Origin of the sequence: Anaerotruncus colihominis (assembly GCF_010206195.1) — a bacterium.
GTDB lineage: Bacteria > Bacillota > Clostridia > Oscillospirales > Ruminococcaceae > Anaerotruncus > Anaerotruncus colihominis_A.
Genome location: NZ_VIQT01000016.1, coordinates 44,591 through 60,825, shown reverse-complemented (window position 1 = coordinate 60,825; position 16,235 = coordinate 44,591). Strand labels below are relative to the sequence as shown.

The 16,235-nt window shown below is 54.5% G+C and carries 16 protein-coding genes; 11 read left to right on the top strand and 5 right to left on the bottom strand.

Annotated features, from left to right (window positions below; all coding sequences use genetic code 11):
- Nucleotides 1-204: 204 nt before the first annotated feature.
- Nucleotides 205-909: a zinc ribbon domain-containing protein gene (locus tag FMM72_RS11340; RefSeq protein WP_162221486.1), complete on the top strand. Its 705-nt coding sequence runs from the start codon at nucleotides 205-207 to the stop codon at nucleotides 907-909.
- Nucleotides 910-1,193: 284 nt separating this feature from the next.
- Nucleotides 1,194-3,575 (top strand): hypothetical protein, encoded by a 2,382-nt coding sequence (locus FMM72_RS11335; RefSeq protein ID WP_162221485.1) that lies wholly within the window; start codon nucleotides 1,194-1,196, stop codon nucleotides 3,573-3,575.
- A gap of 77 nt (nucleotides 3,576-3,652) precedes the next feature.
- Here FMM72_RS11335 and FMM72_RS11330 read toward each other — a convergent pair whose 3' ends face one another.
- Complete coding sequence (locus tag FMM72_RS11330) at nucleotides 3,653-5,011, bottom strand: PFL family protein (protein WP_162221484.1); 1,359 nt, start codon at nucleotides 5,009-5,011, stop codon at nucleotides 3,653-3,655.
- A 15-nt stretch (nucleotides 5,012-5,026) separates the two neighbouring features.
- The gene (locus tag FMM72_RS11325) at nucleotides 5,027-5,296 is read right to left on the bottom strand and encodes an ACT domain-containing protein (protein ID WP_160210173.1); all 270 of its coding nucleotides are present in this window, start codon (nucleotides 5,294-5,296) and stop codon (nucleotides 5,027-5,029) included.
- Between the two features lie 451 nt (nucleotides 5,297-5,747).
- Between FMM72_RS11325 and FMM72_RS11320 the strand changes: the two genes are divergently transcribed.
- From FMM72_RS11320 to FMM72_RS17405, 6 genes are all read left to right on the top strand, one after another.
- Nucleotides 5,748-6,566: a histidinol-phosphatase HisJ family protein gene (locus FMM72_RS11320; protein WP_160210172.1), complete on the top strand. Its 819-nt coding sequence runs from the start codon at nucleotides 5,748-5,750 to the stop codon at nucleotides 6,564-6,566.
- Nucleotides 6,567-6,592: 26 nt separating this feature from the next.
- A complete protein-coding gene (locus FMM72_RS11315) occupies nucleotides 6,593-7,087 on the top strand; it encodes an Lrp/AsnC family transcriptional regulator (RefSeq protein WP_160210171.1) in 495 nt (164 codons plus the stop codon).
- Nucleotides 7,087-8,253, top strand: a complete 1,167-nt coding sequence (locus tag FMM72_RS11310; protein ID WP_162221565.1) for an aminotransferase class I/II-fold pyridoxal phosphate-dependent enzyme — start codon at nucleotides 7,087-7,089, stop codon at nucleotides 8,251-8,253. The genes FMM72_RS11315 and FMM72_RS11310 overlap by 1 nt, the downstream gene beginning before the upstream one ends.
- Nucleotides 8,254-8,324: 71 nt before the next feature.
- Entirely contained in the window at nucleotides 8,325-10,097 is a 1,773-nt protein-coding gene (locus FMM72_RS11305; RefSeq protein WP_162221483.1) for an Rqc2 family fibronectin-binding protein, read from the top strand.
- A 355-nt stretch (nucleotides 10,098-10,452) separates the two neighbouring features.
- Complete coding sequence (locus tag FMM72_RS11300; RefSeq protein ID WP_160210194.1) at nucleotides 10,453-10,692, top strand: heavy-metal-associated domain-containing protein; 240 nt, start codon at nucleotides 10,453-10,455, stop codon at nucleotides 10,690-10,692.
- Nucleotides 10,693-10,704: 12 nt separating this feature from the next.
- Complete coding sequence (locus tag FMM72_RS17405) at nucleotides 10,705-10,839, top strand: hypothetical protein (protein ID WP_006874072.1); 135 nt, start codon at nucleotides 10,705-10,707, stop codon at nucleotides 10,837-10,839.
- Between the two features lie 49 nt (nucleotides 10,840-10,888).
- Here FMM72_RS17405 and FMM72_RS11295 read toward each other — a convergent pair whose 3' ends face one another.
- Nucleotides 10,889-11,458, bottom strand: coding sequence for a DUF3795 domain-containing protein (locus tag FMM72_RS11295; protein ID WP_162221482.1), 570 nt, complete (start codon nucleotides 11,456-11,458; stop codon nucleotides 10,889-10,891).
- Nucleotides 11,459-11,629: 171 nt separating this feature from the next.
- Between FMM72_RS11295 and FMM72_RS11290 the strand changes: the two genes are divergently transcribed.
- The 3 genes from FMM72_RS11290 to FMM72_RS11280 all read left to right on the top strand — a co-directional run bounded on the left by FMM72_RS11290 (nucleotide 11,630) and on the right by FMM72_RS11280 (nucleotide 14,592).
- Nucleotides 11,630-12,127: a MarR family winged helix-turn-helix transcriptional regulator gene (locus tag FMM72_RS11290; protein WP_243151672.1), complete on the top strand. Its 498-nt coding sequence runs from the start codon at nucleotides 11,630-11,632 to the stop codon at nucleotides 12,125-12,127.
- A 7-nt stretch (nucleotides 12,128-12,134) separates the two neighbouring features.
- Nucleotides 12,135-13,523, top strand: a complete 1,389-nt coding sequence (locus FMM72_RS11285) for an MATE family efflux transporter (RefSeq protein ID WP_162221481.1) — start codon at nucleotides 12,135-12,137, stop codon at nucleotides 13,521-13,523.
- Nucleotides 13,524-13,773: 250 nt separating this feature from the next.
- On the top strand, nucleotides 13,774-14,592 hold the full coding sequence (locus FMM72_RS11280; protein ID WP_180322919.1) for an alpha/beta fold hydrolase: 819 nt from the start codon (nucleotides 13,774-13,776) through the stop codon (nucleotides 14,590-14,592).
- 314 nt (nucleotides 14,593-14,906) lie between these two features.
- Here the strand turns inward: FMM72_RS11280 and FMM72_RS11275 are convergent, their stop codons facing one another.
- The gene (locus FMM72_RS11275; RefSeq protein WP_162221479.1) at nucleotides 14,907-15,464 is read right to left on the bottom strand and encodes a DUF4352 domain-containing protein; all 558 of its coding nucleotides are present in this window, start codon (nucleotides 15,462-15,464) and stop codon (nucleotides 14,907-14,909) included.
- A 417-nt stretch (nucleotides 15,465-15,881) separates the two neighbouring features.
- Nucleotides 15,882-16,124 (bottom strand): hypothetical protein, encoded by a 243-nt coding sequence (locus FMM72_RS11270; protein ID WP_162221478.1) that lies wholly within the window; start codon nucleotides 16,122-16,124, stop codon nucleotides 15,882-15,884.
- Nucleotides 16,125-16,235 lie beyond the last annotated feature (111 nt).

Here is a 16,235-nt window from a genome sequence, read left to right as displayed (position 1 = left end):
TTAATTTTACAATAAATTCTGTACTTATATTATAAAACAAAATTTAAAATAAAGAAATACAATTTTTACATTTTTTCATCCTTTTTTTACATTTCCTGCACTTTGTCCAGTATTCAATTGGCCTTGCCTCATTTTCCTTGCATTTTATGAAGGGCAATCGTATAATAATGGTCGTACAACATTCCAACAAAAAGGAGGGCCTGCATGGTTTGTCCTTCTTGCGGCAGGCGCATTCCGCGTAAAAGCCAATACTGTCTTCACTGCGGCGCCCCTGCGGCTGCTTTCAAATCTTCTGATGAAAATGGAGATGGCTCGCCAGTACGTACCTGTATCCTTTGCGGCGGACCGCTGTCGGAGGACAGCACCGCTGATGTCTGCGAGCCTTGTTTGAGCGGACAAACGCCGCTTCATCCAATGGAACCAGAGCCGGAACTGCTTCCAGCGTTTGAAGAAAGCGCGCCTGATGACCCCGTCACAGCGAAAAAGCATTTGCCTATGCTCAAATGGCTGCTCTTTATTTTTATTCTTCTGGCCGCTGTGGCCGCTGCGCTTTTTTTCCTGCGTTCTCATAACGCGGGGGACTCTATTGGGCATACGTCATCAGCGGTACATACAACTGCTCTTTCGGATGAGGAGCAGTATGCCGTTTCCTGCGCACAGGAAATGGTAACTGCGGCCGCTTACAATCCGGGGAGTGTCCATTTCCGCAAATCAGATCTTTCCGTGCAATTCGATGGATCCTTCTACACTGTTACGCAGACGTTCGACCGCAAGATTGCAAGCGGCGAGAGCGTCACACAGCCTTATACGGCAGTCCTGTCGTTCAACGGCGGTACTGGCGGCGGTTATAAGCCTCTGTCGCTCAAAGTTGGCGACGATCTGCTTTATGATTATCGAATGGCGCAATGAGCTGACAATAAAAGGCGGCCGGCAGTAACTGCCGGCCGCCTTCGTTCTTATGAACGCGTCTGTTTTTCAAAATCCGTTGGGCAGGTGCAGAACAGGGCATAATCCCTGCAATATACAACACTTATGCAGTAATCTTTTTATCACAGAACAGGCATTCACAGTTCTTTCACAAAATTGTTACAAATACAATGTCCCTAATTGGAAATCATTTTGGTTATATTAGTAACAAGCTGGCCACACCAAACTGATTTTCTTAATATTAAGCCGAAAAGGAGGCGCTTTTTATGAATATGAAAAGAATCGTTGCGGCGCTGCTTGCATGTGCATGCGCGCTCTCGATCAACGTGACATCCTTCGCCTATAACCGCAGTATCATTGACCAGGTCGTTGACAGCGACGGCGAAATCGCTGACTCAGAATATGATGCGTATGCTCCAGGCAGCTACTATTATTATGTGATCGGGCCGTCAAGCGATTATGATATTCTGACGAATTCTGATTACCTGCGTTTTTCTATGAAGAAAAAGACAAACGGCAAATATATCGACGACGCCGAACTGATTGAGAAAAAATTTGGTGGAACCCGGTATGTTTGTATCCAATTCCGTGTGAAGGACAATTTCACCGAGGATGAATATAAAATTGAGATGGAGGCCCAATTCCGCGCCAAAAAGGACCTGGTTGCGATCACCTCGGGACTGTCCGGAAGTTTTCCAAGTTTCCGTCCCGCTACCAGCAGCGACACATCTACCGGCGGCAGCACAGCTCTGACACAGCTTCAGCGGGAAAAGGCCGCGCTCAATGACAAAACGCCCTTCTCTGTCCCAGCTACAAGTTCTGAACGCAGGGTCAATGAAATTTTGCAGGCGATAACCGATGCGGAAAACGCACTTGCGAACGTTGTATCCGGCGCGACGCCGTCCTGGGGCGCCATTGCATCTCTGACCGACGCACAGCTCGATTCGCTTCTGTCAGGGTTGCCGTCTCAGGCGGGTGTCAACCAATCGAATCAGCAGGCCGCTCAGGAGGCGGCCAAGCGCAAGGAACGCATGGATTATCTGAATCAGGAGATTTCCCGCATTGAGACTGAAATCCGCCGGCTTGAGGCGGAAGTTTCCAATAAACGGGTCAGCGTTCCAGACAGCGCCGCCGCGCAGCAGAAGGTAAATGATCTGCGTGCTGAGCTGGCAGGCTTCAAAGAGCGCCAATCTCTGCTGGCAGGGATCAGCACTGCGCTGACAAATTATGACGTTGCGCCTTCAGAAACGACTTTCAATGCGCTCAAGGCCGCCGTGCAGAAATATCATCCGGCGCAAACCTCGATGTACGACGGCTCCGCGATCACACCGAACATGCTTGACAATATTGTTTACAGCGCACCGCTGCCGCCCTCCAGCCTCACACCAGCCACACCGGTTACGCCGCCCGGAACCGACAGCGACGCTTTCGGCGACCTCGACAGCAGCTTCTCCGTTGGCTCAGACGATTCCCTGGACCCTGGAATGGAAAGCGTTGGAGATCATGGAGAATCGGATATCATGATGATGAGCGCCACAACTGCCGTTCTGACAAATACAAATGCAGGCGCCGACGCAGTCCGCGACACGGCGGTCGCAACGATCCGCAGCGCCGTCCAATCCGAGACGCCCGCGCTTGCAGCAATGATCAATGACTACGAAACAAACCGTATCCCCACAGCGCAGCGGGAGGTCGACAGCCTGCAAAACACCATCGCCGCCGCACAGCAGGCTGTGCGTGACGCTGAGAACGCCCTCGCCGGTTATAAGGCCGGAGACGGCGCAAAGCTGGACGGTTATAAAACCGAACTTGCGCAGCTCCAACAAGAGAGTTCAACCGTTACGCCCGATCCTGTTATCACACAGGAGCAGGTGCGCCCGCTTGTCAACAGCGTCAAATCCGCCCGCAAGGCGCGTCTCGACGCGATCAATGATAAACAGGCCGAGATCGACCGCCTGTCCAGCGTTGGCGGCAGTACGACCCCCGGCTATCTCAAATCAGGTGACACCTATTACAAAAACTTTAAATTCTATATTGGCAACCAGCAGATCACCGATGACGACGCGACCTTCTATGCAGGTGAAAAAGGCGTTGTGATCAAACCGGTCAAAAATGAGATCAATACTGTCACCTGGGAAAACAGCAACGGTTATATTGCGTCGGTCCGTTTCCGCGCCGACTCCGAGGTCAACTACTATTGCCCGCGCCTTTCAACAGCCTGGAACAGCGAGGATTATACCGAATATTTTAACAATCGCAATGCATACCTCTATGATTTTGTCGGCAACCCGAAGCTGCCTTGCACTTCCCGCGCGACATTGTCGCTTTATAACCCATACGTTGACGACAATGGGCGGATGACCGTCAACAAAAACAAGATTTACGTTTACGAAGTGGTCGATGGCGAGCTGATCGACCGTTCAAACAGCTTCTCCTTTGGCGAAAATGACGACGGTGATTCCGTGCTGACACTTCAGACGCGCACGCTTGGCACCTATATTATTTCCGACGGCAAGGCGAACGTCGATAAAAGGAAGCCGTCAAACAACAATAACAACAGCGGCAACAACAATCAGAACAATTCAAACAAGGGACCCACCATTAACATCAATCAGAACATCAAACCGGTTCCGAATACTGGAAGATAAACGGACGTTTTCCCTCTCTTTACAACAGCAGCCCCCGGTTTCTTTGGAAACCGGGGGCTGCTCTATGGAGCGAATCATCAGTTTTTCAACGACTGGAGCGGCGCCGGGATACGGCCGCCGCGGCCTATAAAGCGTGCCGGCGAAAAGGTGTTGACCTTCATGATCGGGCCGCTGCCGAACAGGCCACCGAACTCAAGCTCCTCGCCAGCCTCACGGCCGACGGCGGGGATGATACGCACAGCGGTCGTTTTGGAATTGACCATGCCGATCGCCGCCTCGTCGGCGATGATCGCCGCGATCACCTCAGCCGGCGTGTCGCCCGGCACGGCGATCATATCAAGTCCGACCGAACAGACGGCCGTCATCGCTTCAAGCTTTTCAATCGAAAGCGCGCCGCAGCGGGCCGCGTCAATCATGCCCGCGTCCTCCGAAACGGGGATAAATGCACCGGACAGGCCGCCCACAGCCGAGGACGCCATCACGCCGCCCTTTTTGACTGCGTCGTTGAGCAGAGCAAGCGCCGCCGTCGTACCGCAGCCGCCGCACTTTTCGATACCGATTTCCTCAATGATATGCGCCACGGAATCGCCGATGGCCGGCGTCGGCGCAAGCGACAGATCGACAATGCCAAACGGCACGCCAAGCCGGCGGCTCGCTTCGGAGCCGATCAACTGGCCCATGCGTGTGATCTTAAACGCCGTCTTTTTAATCAGCTCGGCAACCTCAGTGATATTGAGGTCCTTTGGCGCGGCGGCCAGGGCGGCGCGCACAACGCCCGGTCCTGACACGCCGACGTTGATGACGCAGTCAGGCTCGCCCGCCCCGTGGAACGCGCCGGCCATAAACGGGTTATCCTCCGGCGCATTGCAGAACACGACGAGCTTGGCGGCCGCGAAACAGTTGTTGTCGGCTGTGATCTCCGCGCAGCGGCGCACGATGCGTCCCATCAGGCCGACCGCGTCGAGGTTGATGCCCGTCTTAGTTGAACCGATGTTGACGGACGCGCAGACATGGCCAGTGGCCTTGAGCGCCTCAGGAATGGCGTTGATCAGCGCCTCGTCGCCCGCGGCAAAGCCCTTATGTACAAGGGCGGAAAAACCGCCGATGAAGTTGACGCCCACCTCACAGGCGGCGCGCTCAAGCGCCAGCGCGTACTTCACGGGATCGCCGCCGGAAGCGGCGGCCAGCATGGCGATTGGCGTCACGGAAATGCGCTTGTTGATGATGGGGACGCCGTACTCCATCTCCAGCGCCTCGCCTGTTTTCACCAGGTCTTTGGCGCAGCACGCAATCTTGTTATAGACCTTTTCACAGGACCGTTCGATGCTGCCGTCCGCGCAGTCAAGCAGCGATATGCCCATCGTGATCGTGCGGATATCCAGGTTTTGATCCTGGATCATGCGGATTGTTTCAAGAACATCGCTGGTATTAAGCATAAGTTTACTCCTTCGTCAGATGCGGTGCATCGAATTAAACACGTCCTCATGCATGACATGGATGGACAGGCCGGCCTTTTCGCCGAGCTGGTTCATCTGATAGACAAGCTCGGACAGCTCGCAGTTGACGCTGGAAATATCAACCATCATAATCATGCAGAACAAATCCTGCAAAACGGTCTGCGTAACCTCAATAATATTCGCGTTGCACTCGGCGCATTTGTTGGCCACCTTGGACAAGATACCAACATGGTCCTTGCCGATGACAGTTAAAACAGCACGCATACTCTGTTACCTCCCAAACCTGATTGTAAGAACCTGTATTCACAGTCGCCAAGCGCCGTTCAGACGGGTCTTTTGCCCCCGCTTGGCGTTAAATTTTCTTGCCGGGCGACAGCCCGCCTGCAAAAATTTGCCTTGACCGGGTACAAACCCCTTCGCCTGTCCGGCATCCCCCGGCTGTGAATACAGGTTCCAAGCCCGGCGCCCGCGCCGGCCGTTCGCCTTGTATCACGGTTGGAATAGTATAGCACATTTTTCATAAAAATGCTATACTATTTATATTGCCGTATGCTATACTATGAAAATGAATTGCAAATTCTCAGCGGGACGCGGCAAAAGCCGCCCCCATTGATCTAAGGCTGTTTGAAAAATCGGAACAACCGTCTTTTTCTGTGAATGATCCGGCAATTCGTCTGTTTTCAAACAAGCCCTAAATATATACAGGAGGATCATCATGTTCAGCAACATTTTTGACAGCCATACCCATTCCGACAATTCCTCCGACGCGCACCATTCCGTCATGTTCATGTGCGAAAGGGCCGTAGAGAAGGAAATCCCCGGCATCTGCATCACCGATCACTGCGAGCTGCGCACCTTTGAAGAAGGCCAGTACGAAATGCGCGTCACACAGTCCGTATTTGAGGCGCAGAAGGCGCGGCGCGTGTTTAACGGAAAGCTCGCGGTTATGGCGGGCATCGAACTTTCCGACGTGCTTTATGACCCGGCCCTGACCAGCTCCATCCTTGAGCGTTTCCCGTTTGACATGGTGATGGTTTCACAGCACAACACGCTGTCTGGGGAGGATATTTATTACAGCGACTTTGGCGCGTGGAGCAGCGGCGATATCGACCGCCTGCTGGAGGAATATTTTACATATCTGGTCAAGGCCGCGCAGCTTAATCAGTTTGATGTCATCGGACATCTGACCTATCCGCTGCGCTATATCACCGGCAAGCATAAAATTCGTGTCGACCTGCGCCGCTACGACGACAAGATCGAGGAGATTCTGCGCCTTACAGCGCAGAACGGACGCGCGATTGAGATCAACACCTCCGGGCTGTACGGCGCTCTGCGCGACACCATGCCGCCGCTTTGCTATGTCAAACGGTACCGGGAGCTTGGCGGCGAGTATATCACGCTCGGCTCGGACGCCCATTCGGCCGACGCGCTCGGACGCGGTATCGATTCCGGAATGGAATTGCTGCTTGAAGCCGGATTTTCATACTTCACATTTTATAAGGAGCGCCATCCGCTCCAGTTTAAGATTATCTGAACAGACGAAAAAGGGGTGCGCGAAGCATGAAGGAACAAAACAAGGAAAAACTGTTAAGGTTGATCGACGACAACGCAAAGCTTACGAACGAGCAGCTTGCCGTCATGCTCGGCGAGGATGAACAGGATGTCGCGCAGACGATCGCCGATTTTGAGAAGCTGGGCGTCATCCGCGGCTACAAGGCGCTGATCGACTGGGATCAGACCGACCGCAACCTTGTTTCGGCGCGCATCGAGATCAAGGTCATTCCAAAGGGGACAATGGGATTTGAGGAGATCGCCTACACCATCTCCCAGTTCCGCGAGGTGGAGACCTGCTATCTGATGAGCGGCGGCTATGATCTGGCGCTGACGATCAGCGGAAAGACGTTCAAAGACATCGCGCTTTTTGTGGCGCACCGCCTCGCGCCGCTTGAGCCGGTCCAGTCGACCAGCACGCATTTTGTGCTGAAAAAGTACAAACAGCGCGGCCAGATGATGGTCGACGATTTCAAGGATGAACGGGAGGTAACCTCCCTGTGATAGACTACGACAAAATTTTAAGCCGCCGCGCTGTTGCGATCAAGCCGTCGGGCATCCGCAAGTTTTTCGATATCGCCGCAGAGATGGACGACGTGATTTCACTCGGCGTCGGCGAACCTGATTTCAAGACGCCCTGGAATATCCGCCGCGCCGGCATCGAAAGCCTGGAACGCGGACATACCTGGTATACGGCCAACTCCGGGCTCATACAGCTTCGCGAGGCGGCCTGCGGCTATTTGAAGCGCCGCTTCACCCTTGAATACGACCCCAGAAAAGAGCTGCTGATCACGGTCGGCGGCTCCGAAGCGATCGACATCGCTATCCGCGCGCTCGTGGAGCCGGGCGACGAGGTGCTCGTTGTAGAGCCGTCGTTTGTCTGTTACACGCCGATCGCCGAGCTGACCGGCGGCGTGCCCGTGCCAATCGCCACACGTGCCGGGGACGCGTTCAGACTGACGCCGGAACAATTGAAGGCGGCCATTACCCCGCGCACAAAACTGCTGATCCTGCCCTTCCCCAGCAATCCGACTGGCGCAGTCATGCGGCGCGCGCATCTGGAGGCGATCGCAGAGGTGCTGCGCGGGACCAATATCATGGTTCTATCGGATGAAATCTACGCCGAATTGACGTATGGCGACGAACGCCATATTTCCTTTGCGGAAATCGATGGCATGAAGGAGCGCACTATTTTGGTGCAGGGCTTCTCCAAAAGCTACGCCATGACTGGCTGGCGCCTTGGCTATGCCGCGGGTCCTGCCCCAGTGATTGCGCAGATGACAAAAATACATCAGTTTTCGATCATGTGCGCCCCCACAACAAGCCAGTACGCCGCGATCGAGGCGCTCAAAAACGGCGACGCCGACATTGAGGAGATGCGCGGCCAATATGATATGCGCCGCCGCCTGCTCGTGGATGGGCTGAACCGCATGGGGCTTGACTGCTTCTCGCCCGAGGGCGCGTTCTATGTCTTTCCCAGCATCCGCTCGACGGGCCTTTCCAGCAACGACTTCTGTATGCGTCTGCTGGAGGCGGAACGCGTCGCCGTTGTTCCGGGCGACGCGTTTGGTGAAAGCGGCGAAGGGTTTGTGCGCATTTCTTATTCCTATTCTGTCAACCATCTGCTCGAAGCCCTCAAGCGGATCGACCGCTTTCTCAAGACGCTTTAAGCGGTCTGCGGCCGTCAACGGCCCCGGTTTTTATCCTTCATCGAAAACCTCGTACATTTAGGAGAACGTATATGCCTCTGGACGGAGTATTTTTGACCCGGCTGCGGCGCGAACTGGCCGGCGCGGTCGCCGGCGGGCGCGTTGACAAGATTTATCAGCCGGCCCGTGAAACGATCGTGATCGCCATGCGCGCGCGCGCCGGAAACCGCAAGCTTCTTTTGTCGGCGTCGGCATCAAATCCGCGCGTACATTTCACCGAGCTGGCGCAGGACAACCCCAAGTCGCCGCCGATGTTTTGTATGCTGATGCGCAAGCATCTGACGGGCGCAAAGCTCGTCGATATCACGCAGGCGGGGCTTGACCGCATCCTGCATTTCCACTTTGAAACGACAAACGAGCTTGGCGACCGCGTTGTATTGACGCTGTCCGCCGAAATTATGGGCCGGCACAGCAACATTATCCTTGTCGACCAGGAGGGACGCATCATCGACGCGGTCAAACGCGTGAGCGATGAAATGTCGCGGGTGCGCCCGGTATTGCCCGGTATGACGTATACGCATGTGCCGGCCGGCAGCCGCCTGGACATCTATACGGCCGCGCCCTCGGAAATTGTAAGCCGGCTGCATAATACGCCGGAACAGCCGCTTTACAAGGCGTTGATATCGGCGCTTGAGGGTATGAGCCCGCTTGTCTGCCGCGAAATCGCCTGGAACGCCGCGCGCGACTGGGAAACGCCTGTTTCTCAGCTTGACGGCGAGCGGGAAACGCGGCTCAAATTTTATCTTTCGCAGCTCTCCGATAAGCTCAATCGCGATGAGGTCCATCCGGTGATGCTCATTGACGCCGCCGGCAAGCCGTCGGATTTCACCTATATCGATATCAACCAGTATGGGCATACGCTCGTCAGCCGTGATTTTGACACCTACAGCGCGCTGCTTGACAGCTTTTACAGCGAGCGCGACCGCATTGACCGGATGCGCCAGCGCGGCGCGGATCTTCTGCGCCTGCTTGCGAATCTGAGCGAGCGCACCGCGCGCAAGCTGGCGGCGCAGCGCAAGGAGCTGCTTGAATCGACGGAGCGTGAAACGCTTAAAATCTACGGCGATCTGATCAACGCGAACCTTTACAGCCTTGAGAAGGGCCAGCCCTTCGCGGAGGTTGAAAATTACTATGAGGACGGCTGCCCCAAAATAAAAATCCCGCTCGATCCGATGCTCACGCCGAGCCAGAACGCGCAGCGGTATTACGCGCGCTACCGCAAGGCCGACACAGCCGAAAAGAAGCTGCGCGCACTCATCGAGCAGGGCGAGTCCGAACTGGTTTACCTCGACAGCGTATTTGACGAGCTGGCGCGCGCCTCGCTCGAATCGGAGCTGAACGCCATCCGCGAGGAGCTTGCAGCACAGGGCTATGTGCGGCGCACGGCGCGGCGCGGCATGAAAGAGGAGCGCCTCGCGCCGCTGCGCTTTGTCTCGGATGACGGCTTCACGATTTTATGCGGGCGCAACAACCTGCAAAACGACCGCCTGACGCTCAAGGACAGCCGCAAAAACGATATCTGGCTGCATACACAGAAAATCCCCGGCTCGCATGTCGTAATTGTGACGCAGGGACAGGATGTCCCGGACCGCACGCTCGAGCAGGCCGCCGTTATCGCCGCGTATCATTCCAAGGCGCGGGAATCAGGGAAAGTCGCGGTCGACTATACACAGGTGCGCAACGTGTGGAAACACCCATCCGGCAGGCCGGGGCTTGTGCTCTACGAGCCGTATCAGACTGCGATCGTCGAACCGGACGCCGCGCTGGCTGACAGGCTGCTTGAAAAACAGCACAGGCAATCGTAGTTTCCGCTAAAAACGCGGCCCGGTTTGGGCCGCGTTTTTCAGAGTTTATTTTAAAGTAGAAAAATTTGGAAATTTTGATTTTTCAAATAGCTTCCAACAAAAAATTGAAAGTATCCGCGCCGTTTTCCGCCGCAACGGCTGCGAAAAATTGGCGCGCATCGTACAAGCGGACGCGGGCAACATAATCGCGGGGGAAAAAACGCACCGCGTCGTTTCCCCCGCGTGCACGGCCCAAAAGAAGCCGTGCGCACGCCGCCCGGTCTGTAAGGATCGACCCGCCGGCACACACCCTGCGCACGACGGGGGACGGCGGCCGAATAACGCCGGCGCGCAGCGGCAAAAGGACGATGAGAACATGTCTCGAGAGAGCGCCTATTTCATTGTCAGAAACCTTGACGGCAAACACGACCTGAAGGAGCTCAAACAGAAGCTTGATACGCTTCGCGGCGTATCGTCCGTCAGCGTCAACACGCAAAACCACCTTGTCAGCGTCGATTATGACAGCTCGGGCGTCACTTACGACCGGATCGAGCACCGGCTAAACAGGCTTGGTTACGAAATCGCGGCCGACGCCAGCAACATCCAAACGCAGTAGGAGGCGAGCGCAATGCCCAAGGACAGCCAGCCGGATAAAAAAGAGGTCCGCATCCGAAAATGCAACGGCCAGACGCCGCTGACCCGCGAGAATCAAAACCAGCACAACAACGCGAAAAAGCAGTCGATCAGGCACAATGATGTATAAATACGGTGCGGATATGCCCCGGCCAAACGGCCGGGGCGTTTTCGTTTTTTCACCTGGCGGCCCCAGCCGTTTTCTTCGGCTTTTTACACAGCTTGAGCACAATTTTGCGCTGCTTTGCCGCTTCCTCAAATAAGCGCGCCGCGCATGCGGCCTTTTCCCTGGCTACCATTTCATCATTTTCCTGCTGTGTAAGCTGGTCCATCACATCGCGGATAACATCCAGATCCAGCAATGCGACGGCTGTGCAAAAGAAGGTCTTTCGCCGCCCATCGTTATAGCCGTCAAGCAGCGTATGCAGAATCTTAATTTTTTCCTCCAATTCGGCGCGGTACGCGTCGAGTCCAATCTGTTGGAGCCGCGCAAGGTCATGCGCCATATGACGGTGCGAAAGAAAGGAGTCGTATTCTGTCATCGCCTGATATTGAGCGCAGGGATATTCTATGCAATCGCAGCAAAACTCGATTCCGCCGCGGCCCAGGCTGCACCGTGCGATTGCGCAGGACTGATTACCCTTTCCCCCGCCGCAGCCCGGACAATAGCCGTTTAAATGCATGGGGCATAATCCACAGTTCAGCCCGCAGAGTGAAAACAACGGATACCGTCTCTCAAATTCCTTCAAAGCTACCCCTCCTGCCTGTTTACATCATAAATAAAAGTATGCCGCCTGTCAATTTCGATGCAGAAAATTGGACAAATCCCCCCCAAAAATGGTTGTATGCGCAATCAATATATGTTATGCTATTTATATCTTCTATTATGGAATGCCCCTTACAAAAAGCGAGGTATGGTTATGGAAATGGAGCAGATTTCCTTCAGCAAACACATCTCAATCCTTTACCGCTGCGGGCAGTCGTATTACGACGATGTCCTGCGTGAATACGGCATCGGCTGCGGCCAACAGTTCTTTTTGCTTCGTATCTCGCAGCTTCCCGGCATCAGCCTGCTGGAACTGGCGCAGATAGGTAATTTTGACCGCGGCACCGCGACGCGCGCTGTTCAGAAATTGGACGAGCTTGGATATATCCGGCGCGTGGGCGATCCAAACGACCGGCGTGTTGTGCGCCTTTACGCAACAGAAAAGGCCCGCCCTGTGATCGAGGCTACACTCGCGGCGCGGCAGCGTTGGAACGATATTCTAACCCAGGGAATGACATCACAACAGTGTGAGGTTGCCCAAACGCTCCTGGTGGCGATGTCACAGAATGCGCACTGCTATGTTTCCAATGACAGCGCACAGCATGGGCACGCCGTGCACAGGCAAGTTGATCCAACAGGAAAAGAGGAATAAAAACGCAATGGAACAAGCCATCGAAAAACAACAAAACCCGCTTGGCTATGAGCCGGTACAGAAGCTGCTGGCACAGTTTGCGCTGCCAGCGGTCATCTCCATGCTGGTCAGTGCGGTTTACAACATCGTCGACCAGATTTTTATTGGCCGGGGAGTCGGCTTTCTGGGCAACGCGGCGACAACCGTATCGTTTCCGATCGTGACAATCATGTTGTCCATCAGCACCCTGCTTGGGGCTGGCGGGAGCGCCTATGCCGCGATCAAGCTCGGCGAAAAGCGCGAGGAGGAGGCCGAGCGGACGCTTGGCAGCGTCTTTATGCTTCTGCTTGCCGCAGGCGTCCTGCTGGCGGCAGTCGGGCTGATATTCCTAAACCCGATCCTGCATTTGTTCGGTGCGACATCTCAGAACCTGGAGTATTCGCGTGATTACGCCTCCATCATCCTGATCGGCGCACCGTTTAACATGCTCAGCGTCGGGCTTTCAAACATGGCGCGTACAGACGGAAATCCCCGCCTGTCCATGTACAGCATGGTGATCGGATGCGCGCTCAACACCGTTCTCGATCCAATTTACATATTCATTTTGGGATGGGGCGTCAAGGGGGCGGCCATCGCAACCATCACCTCGCAAATCCTGTCGGCCATCGTGCTGACCGTGTATTTCCTGTCCCGCGGCAAGATGCGGCTGCGCCGGGTAAACCTGCGTCCGTCTGGCCATATCTGTAAAACTGTGGTTGCGCTCGGCGTTTCAAGCTGTATCACGCAGCTCGCCTCGACCATCCTGCAAATCACAATGAACAACTCGCTCGTCTATTATGGCAACCAGTCGCCGGCCGGCGGCGATATTGCATTGAGTGCAATGGGCATCGTCGTCAAGGTCAGCGCCATACTCATTGCCGTTGACATCGGAATCGGAATCGGCTCACAGCCGATCCTGGGCTTTAACCGGGGCGCCAATCAGCCGCGGCGCATTAAGCAGACCTATCGCATCGCTGTTACAATGGCCACGATTGTTTCAACGGCGGGGTGGCTTGTCTGTATTCTCGCGCCGCAGCTTCTGCTGCGCCTGTTTGGCTCAGGAGGGCAGCTCTTTACTGATTTTGCGGTCAAATGTATGCGTATCTTTATGTTCGGTGTTTTCTGCTCCGGTTTCCAGATCGTTACGACCAGCTATTTTCAGGCAACCGGCCAGCCGCTCAAGGCGTCTGCACTGTCAATGCTGCGTCAATTGATCCTGCTGATTCCGTTGATTCTCATCCTGCCGCTGTTCATGGGGCTTGAAGGCATCCTGTATGCCGGTCCGATCGCCGATATCACCGCGGGAATCCTTGTCTTCTGTTTTGCCGCCCACGAATCGCGCCGTCTCGACCGCTGGATTGAAGAAACAGACGCGTGACCGCCGCAGGACTTTATTGCGCATCGCACGCCTTTTTGATTTGTTCTCACAATATCCAACAGTATAGGGGCGGGAAGCCTGAATGGCTTCCCGCCCCTATACTGTTGCCTGGCATGGCGGCGCGCCCGCTGTGCGCCCGTGCACGGACAGCATGTTTTCCCCATATAATAAAGCAGCTTTTACCGGTCGTTCTTTTGCTGTTTTGGATCGCCCGGGCCCCCCCCAGTAAAGCAGCAGAATGGAGACAATCATGTTTTATATCCGCACAAATGACCAAGTGAAAATCGCGGTCTATGATCTGAATCCCTGCGGTGGCGAAACAATCCTGCTTATTCACGGATGGCCGCTCTCACATCAGATATTTGAATATCAGGAGTCGCTTCTAACCGCCAACGGATTTCGTGTTGTGAGCATGGATCTGCGCGGTTTCGGCGCGTCGGACGCGCCAGCCTGCGGCTATAACTATGACCGCATGGCAGACGATATCTATGCTGTTGTGCGTGCTCTTAACCTGCGTTGCTTTACGCTTGTCGGATTTTCGATGGGCGGCGGCATCGCGACGCGCTATATGGGGCGCTACAATGGCTATGGAGTCAAACGGCTTGTGCTGCTGGGCGCGGCCTCTCCACGTTTCACGCAATGCGATGGCTTTCCTTACGGTGTGACGCGGGAGGCTGTCGACGCCTGGATTTCGCAGGCTTCCACAGACCGCGCGCAGCTCTGCAAGCAATTCGGCAGTATGCTGTTCGCCTCCCCGCAAAGCAGCGCCATCGTCGATTGGCTGCGCACGCTGTCGCTCGGCGCCTCCGGCATCGCGACCATTCAAACAGCCTGCGCGTTGCGCGATGAGGACTGCCGTGCTGATCTGGCCAGGATCTGTGTGCCCACTGGCATTTTTCATGGCAAGCAGGACGCTGTCGTTCCATTTGAACTGGCGACCGTTCAACAGTCATGTATTCCGGGCGCGCAGCTTTTCGCATTTGAAAACAGCGGCCACGCTGTATTTTACGACGAGCTGGACAGCTTCAATCAACAGCTTCTCGCCTTTCTGCGCATACCCGTATGCTGAAATCCAGCGTCCTGCGCCCGGTTTAAATTTGATTCACAAATTCTTTTCACATTGTTTCGATTATTCTAAAACTCCATCCACAATTGCTCTGTATACTATGAGCATACCAAACAGCAAAGCCGGCGCGGGTGGACGGAACACCGGCCCGATTCCGGCAAATCAACCAGCCCTTCCCATAAGGGATTTATATATTTCTTTTTCATATCTCTCCTCTTTTCCTTTCCTCTACTTAGTGGCATGGCCCTCCGGCCATGCCGGCACGAACAGAGAAACGGCCGCCCAATTATATGGACGGCCGTTTTGTGCGTTTGGCTTTAGAGCTTTAGATTTACAAAATATGTATTCCCCTCAAAATCATCGCTCCAGACCTCCAGATATTGGAGCTTAAATTCCGTGACATCGTTTGGGACAATAAAAATTAAATTTCCAGTGCGGCTGTCGCCTTTTAACAACTGATACTCCTCGGGAAGCTGACCCTCAGCGAATTGCGTATCAGGATAAATGCCCGTGTCGCCCAAATCCGCCCAGGTGAGCTGGAAATCGGTGTCGAACATGGGGATGCTCGAATCGTCTTCAAAGGTATTTTTAATCGTAATGTTGACGACCAAAAATTGATTCGTTTCGTCCTCAGGCACATATCCTTCAATCTCAGCCGCGGTTGAAACCTCGTTTATCTGGAAGTTAAAAAACGCCGTCTCCACCAGGTCGCCCGCTTCAAAGGTATAGGTCTGCCCATATTCGCGCCCCTCAGCCTGTAGCGCCGTGCCAGCATCCTCAACCAATCCGGAAACCGTATCCGAAACACTGTTTTTGCATCCTGCGCCGCCCAACGCCACACAGGCCGCCAGCAGCAATACCGCCAGTTTTTTCATCTCAATTCTCCTCATTTTCCGGGCCGCTTCGCGTGCTGTCAAAACGTCTTTTCCCATGTTGCCCGCGTCCGCGCCTGCGCGCCCTCATTTTTTTGCATACACGCAATAAACAGGTTTTGTTTACCAAACTTCAAATTCGGTTTTTAAAACGCGTATGCATATTGTTTTTTAATAATACCATGTCCGCAAAGCGGCATAGTATCATCGCCCACCAAAAGGTGAATGCCGCTTACGCGGCATTCCATTGGGTATATATAATAACCGCTCTGCGGTTATTATATCATATTTTAAATAAATATCAACAGGATTTTATCCGGTTGGTGAATTTTATAAAATCCCAGCCACGCAAGGCGGAATCAACAGCGCCTTCCCTGCCTATAGACCACCGCTGCGCCAAAAAACGCCAGCGTATTTACGTCAACGCTTTTTCAGAAATGGCTGCGTCAACTCCTCCCAGGATGCAGCAAAAGCCCCTGCGTTCAGCCTGCGGTTAGGGTCCCCTTTTGAGGGCGGCTTCTTCAGGCCGCTTCCCGGCTCTGTATTGGCGGGCTTGTCCGCCTGTTCTTCGGGGAAGCTGTCATGCCGGATCAGAAGCGGGTCAAGCGTTTCATCTGCTATAAGCCGGATGCAGGGAATCCGCTGTGATCGGCAGCTGAACATTGCCGCTGCCCAGTCCTCCCACTGTCAAAAACTGCGTGCTTCCCAAAAGGTCCGGATTACCGGCCCGCTGCTTATAGACATAGGATACAGGGCGGCGCTGCTGATAAAGTA

Coding starts and splice junctions, on each gene's coding strand:
- FMM72_RS11340 (WP_162221486.1), top strand. CDS start 205: ATGGTTTGTCCTTCTTGCGGCAGGCGCATTCCGCGTAAAAGCCAATAC.
- FMM72_RS11335 (WP_162221485.1), top strand. CDS start 1,194: ATGAATATGAAAAGAATCGTTGCGGCGCTGCTTGCATGTGCATGCGCG.
- FMM72_RS11330 (WP_162221484.1), bottom strand. CDS start 5,011: ATGCTTAATACCAGCGATGTTCTTGAAACAATCCGCATGATCCAGGAT.
- FMM72_RS11325 (WP_160210173.1), bottom strand. CDS start 5,296: ATGCGTGCTGTTTTAACTGTCATCGGCAAGGACCATGTTGGTATCTTG.
- FMM72_RS11320 (WP_160210172.1), top strand. CDS start 5,748: ATGTTCAGCAACATTTTTGACAGCCATACCCATTCCGACAATTCCTCC.
- FMM72_RS11315 (WP_160210171.1), top strand. CDS start 6,593: ATGAAGGAACAAAACAAGGAAAAACTGTTAAGGTTGATCGACGACAAC.
- FMM72_RS11305 (WP_162221483.1), top strand. CDS start 8,325: ATGCCTCTGGACGGAGTATTTTTGACCCGGCTGCGGCGCGAACTGGCC.
- FMM72_RS11300 (WP_160210194.1), top strand. CDS start 10,453: ATGTCTCGAGAGAGCGCCTATTTCATTGTCAGAAACCTTGACGGCAAA.
- FMM72_RS17405 (WP_006874072.1), top strand. CDS start 10,705: ATGCCCAAGGACAGCCAGCCGGATAAAAAAGAGGTCCGCATCCGAAAA.
- FMM72_RS11290 (WP_243151672.1), top strand. CDS start 11,630: ATGGAAATGGAGCAGATTTCCTTCAGCAAACACATCTCAATCCTTTAC.
- FMM72_RS11285 (WP_162221481.1), top strand. CDS start 12,135: ATGGAACAAGCCATCGAAAAACAACAAAACCCGCTTGGCTATGAGCCG.
- FMM72_RS11280 (WP_180322919.1), top strand. CDS start 13,774: ATGTTTTATATCCGCACAAATGACCAAGTGAAAATCGCGGTCTATGAT.
- FMM72_RS11275 (WP_162221479.1), bottom strand. CDS start 15,464: ATGAAAAAACTGGCGGTATTGCTGCTGGCGGCCTGTGTGGCGTTGGGC.
- FMM72_RS11270 (WP_162221478.1), bottom strand. CDS start 16,124: ATGTTCAGCTGCCGATCACAGCGGATTCCCTGCATCCGGCTTATAGCA.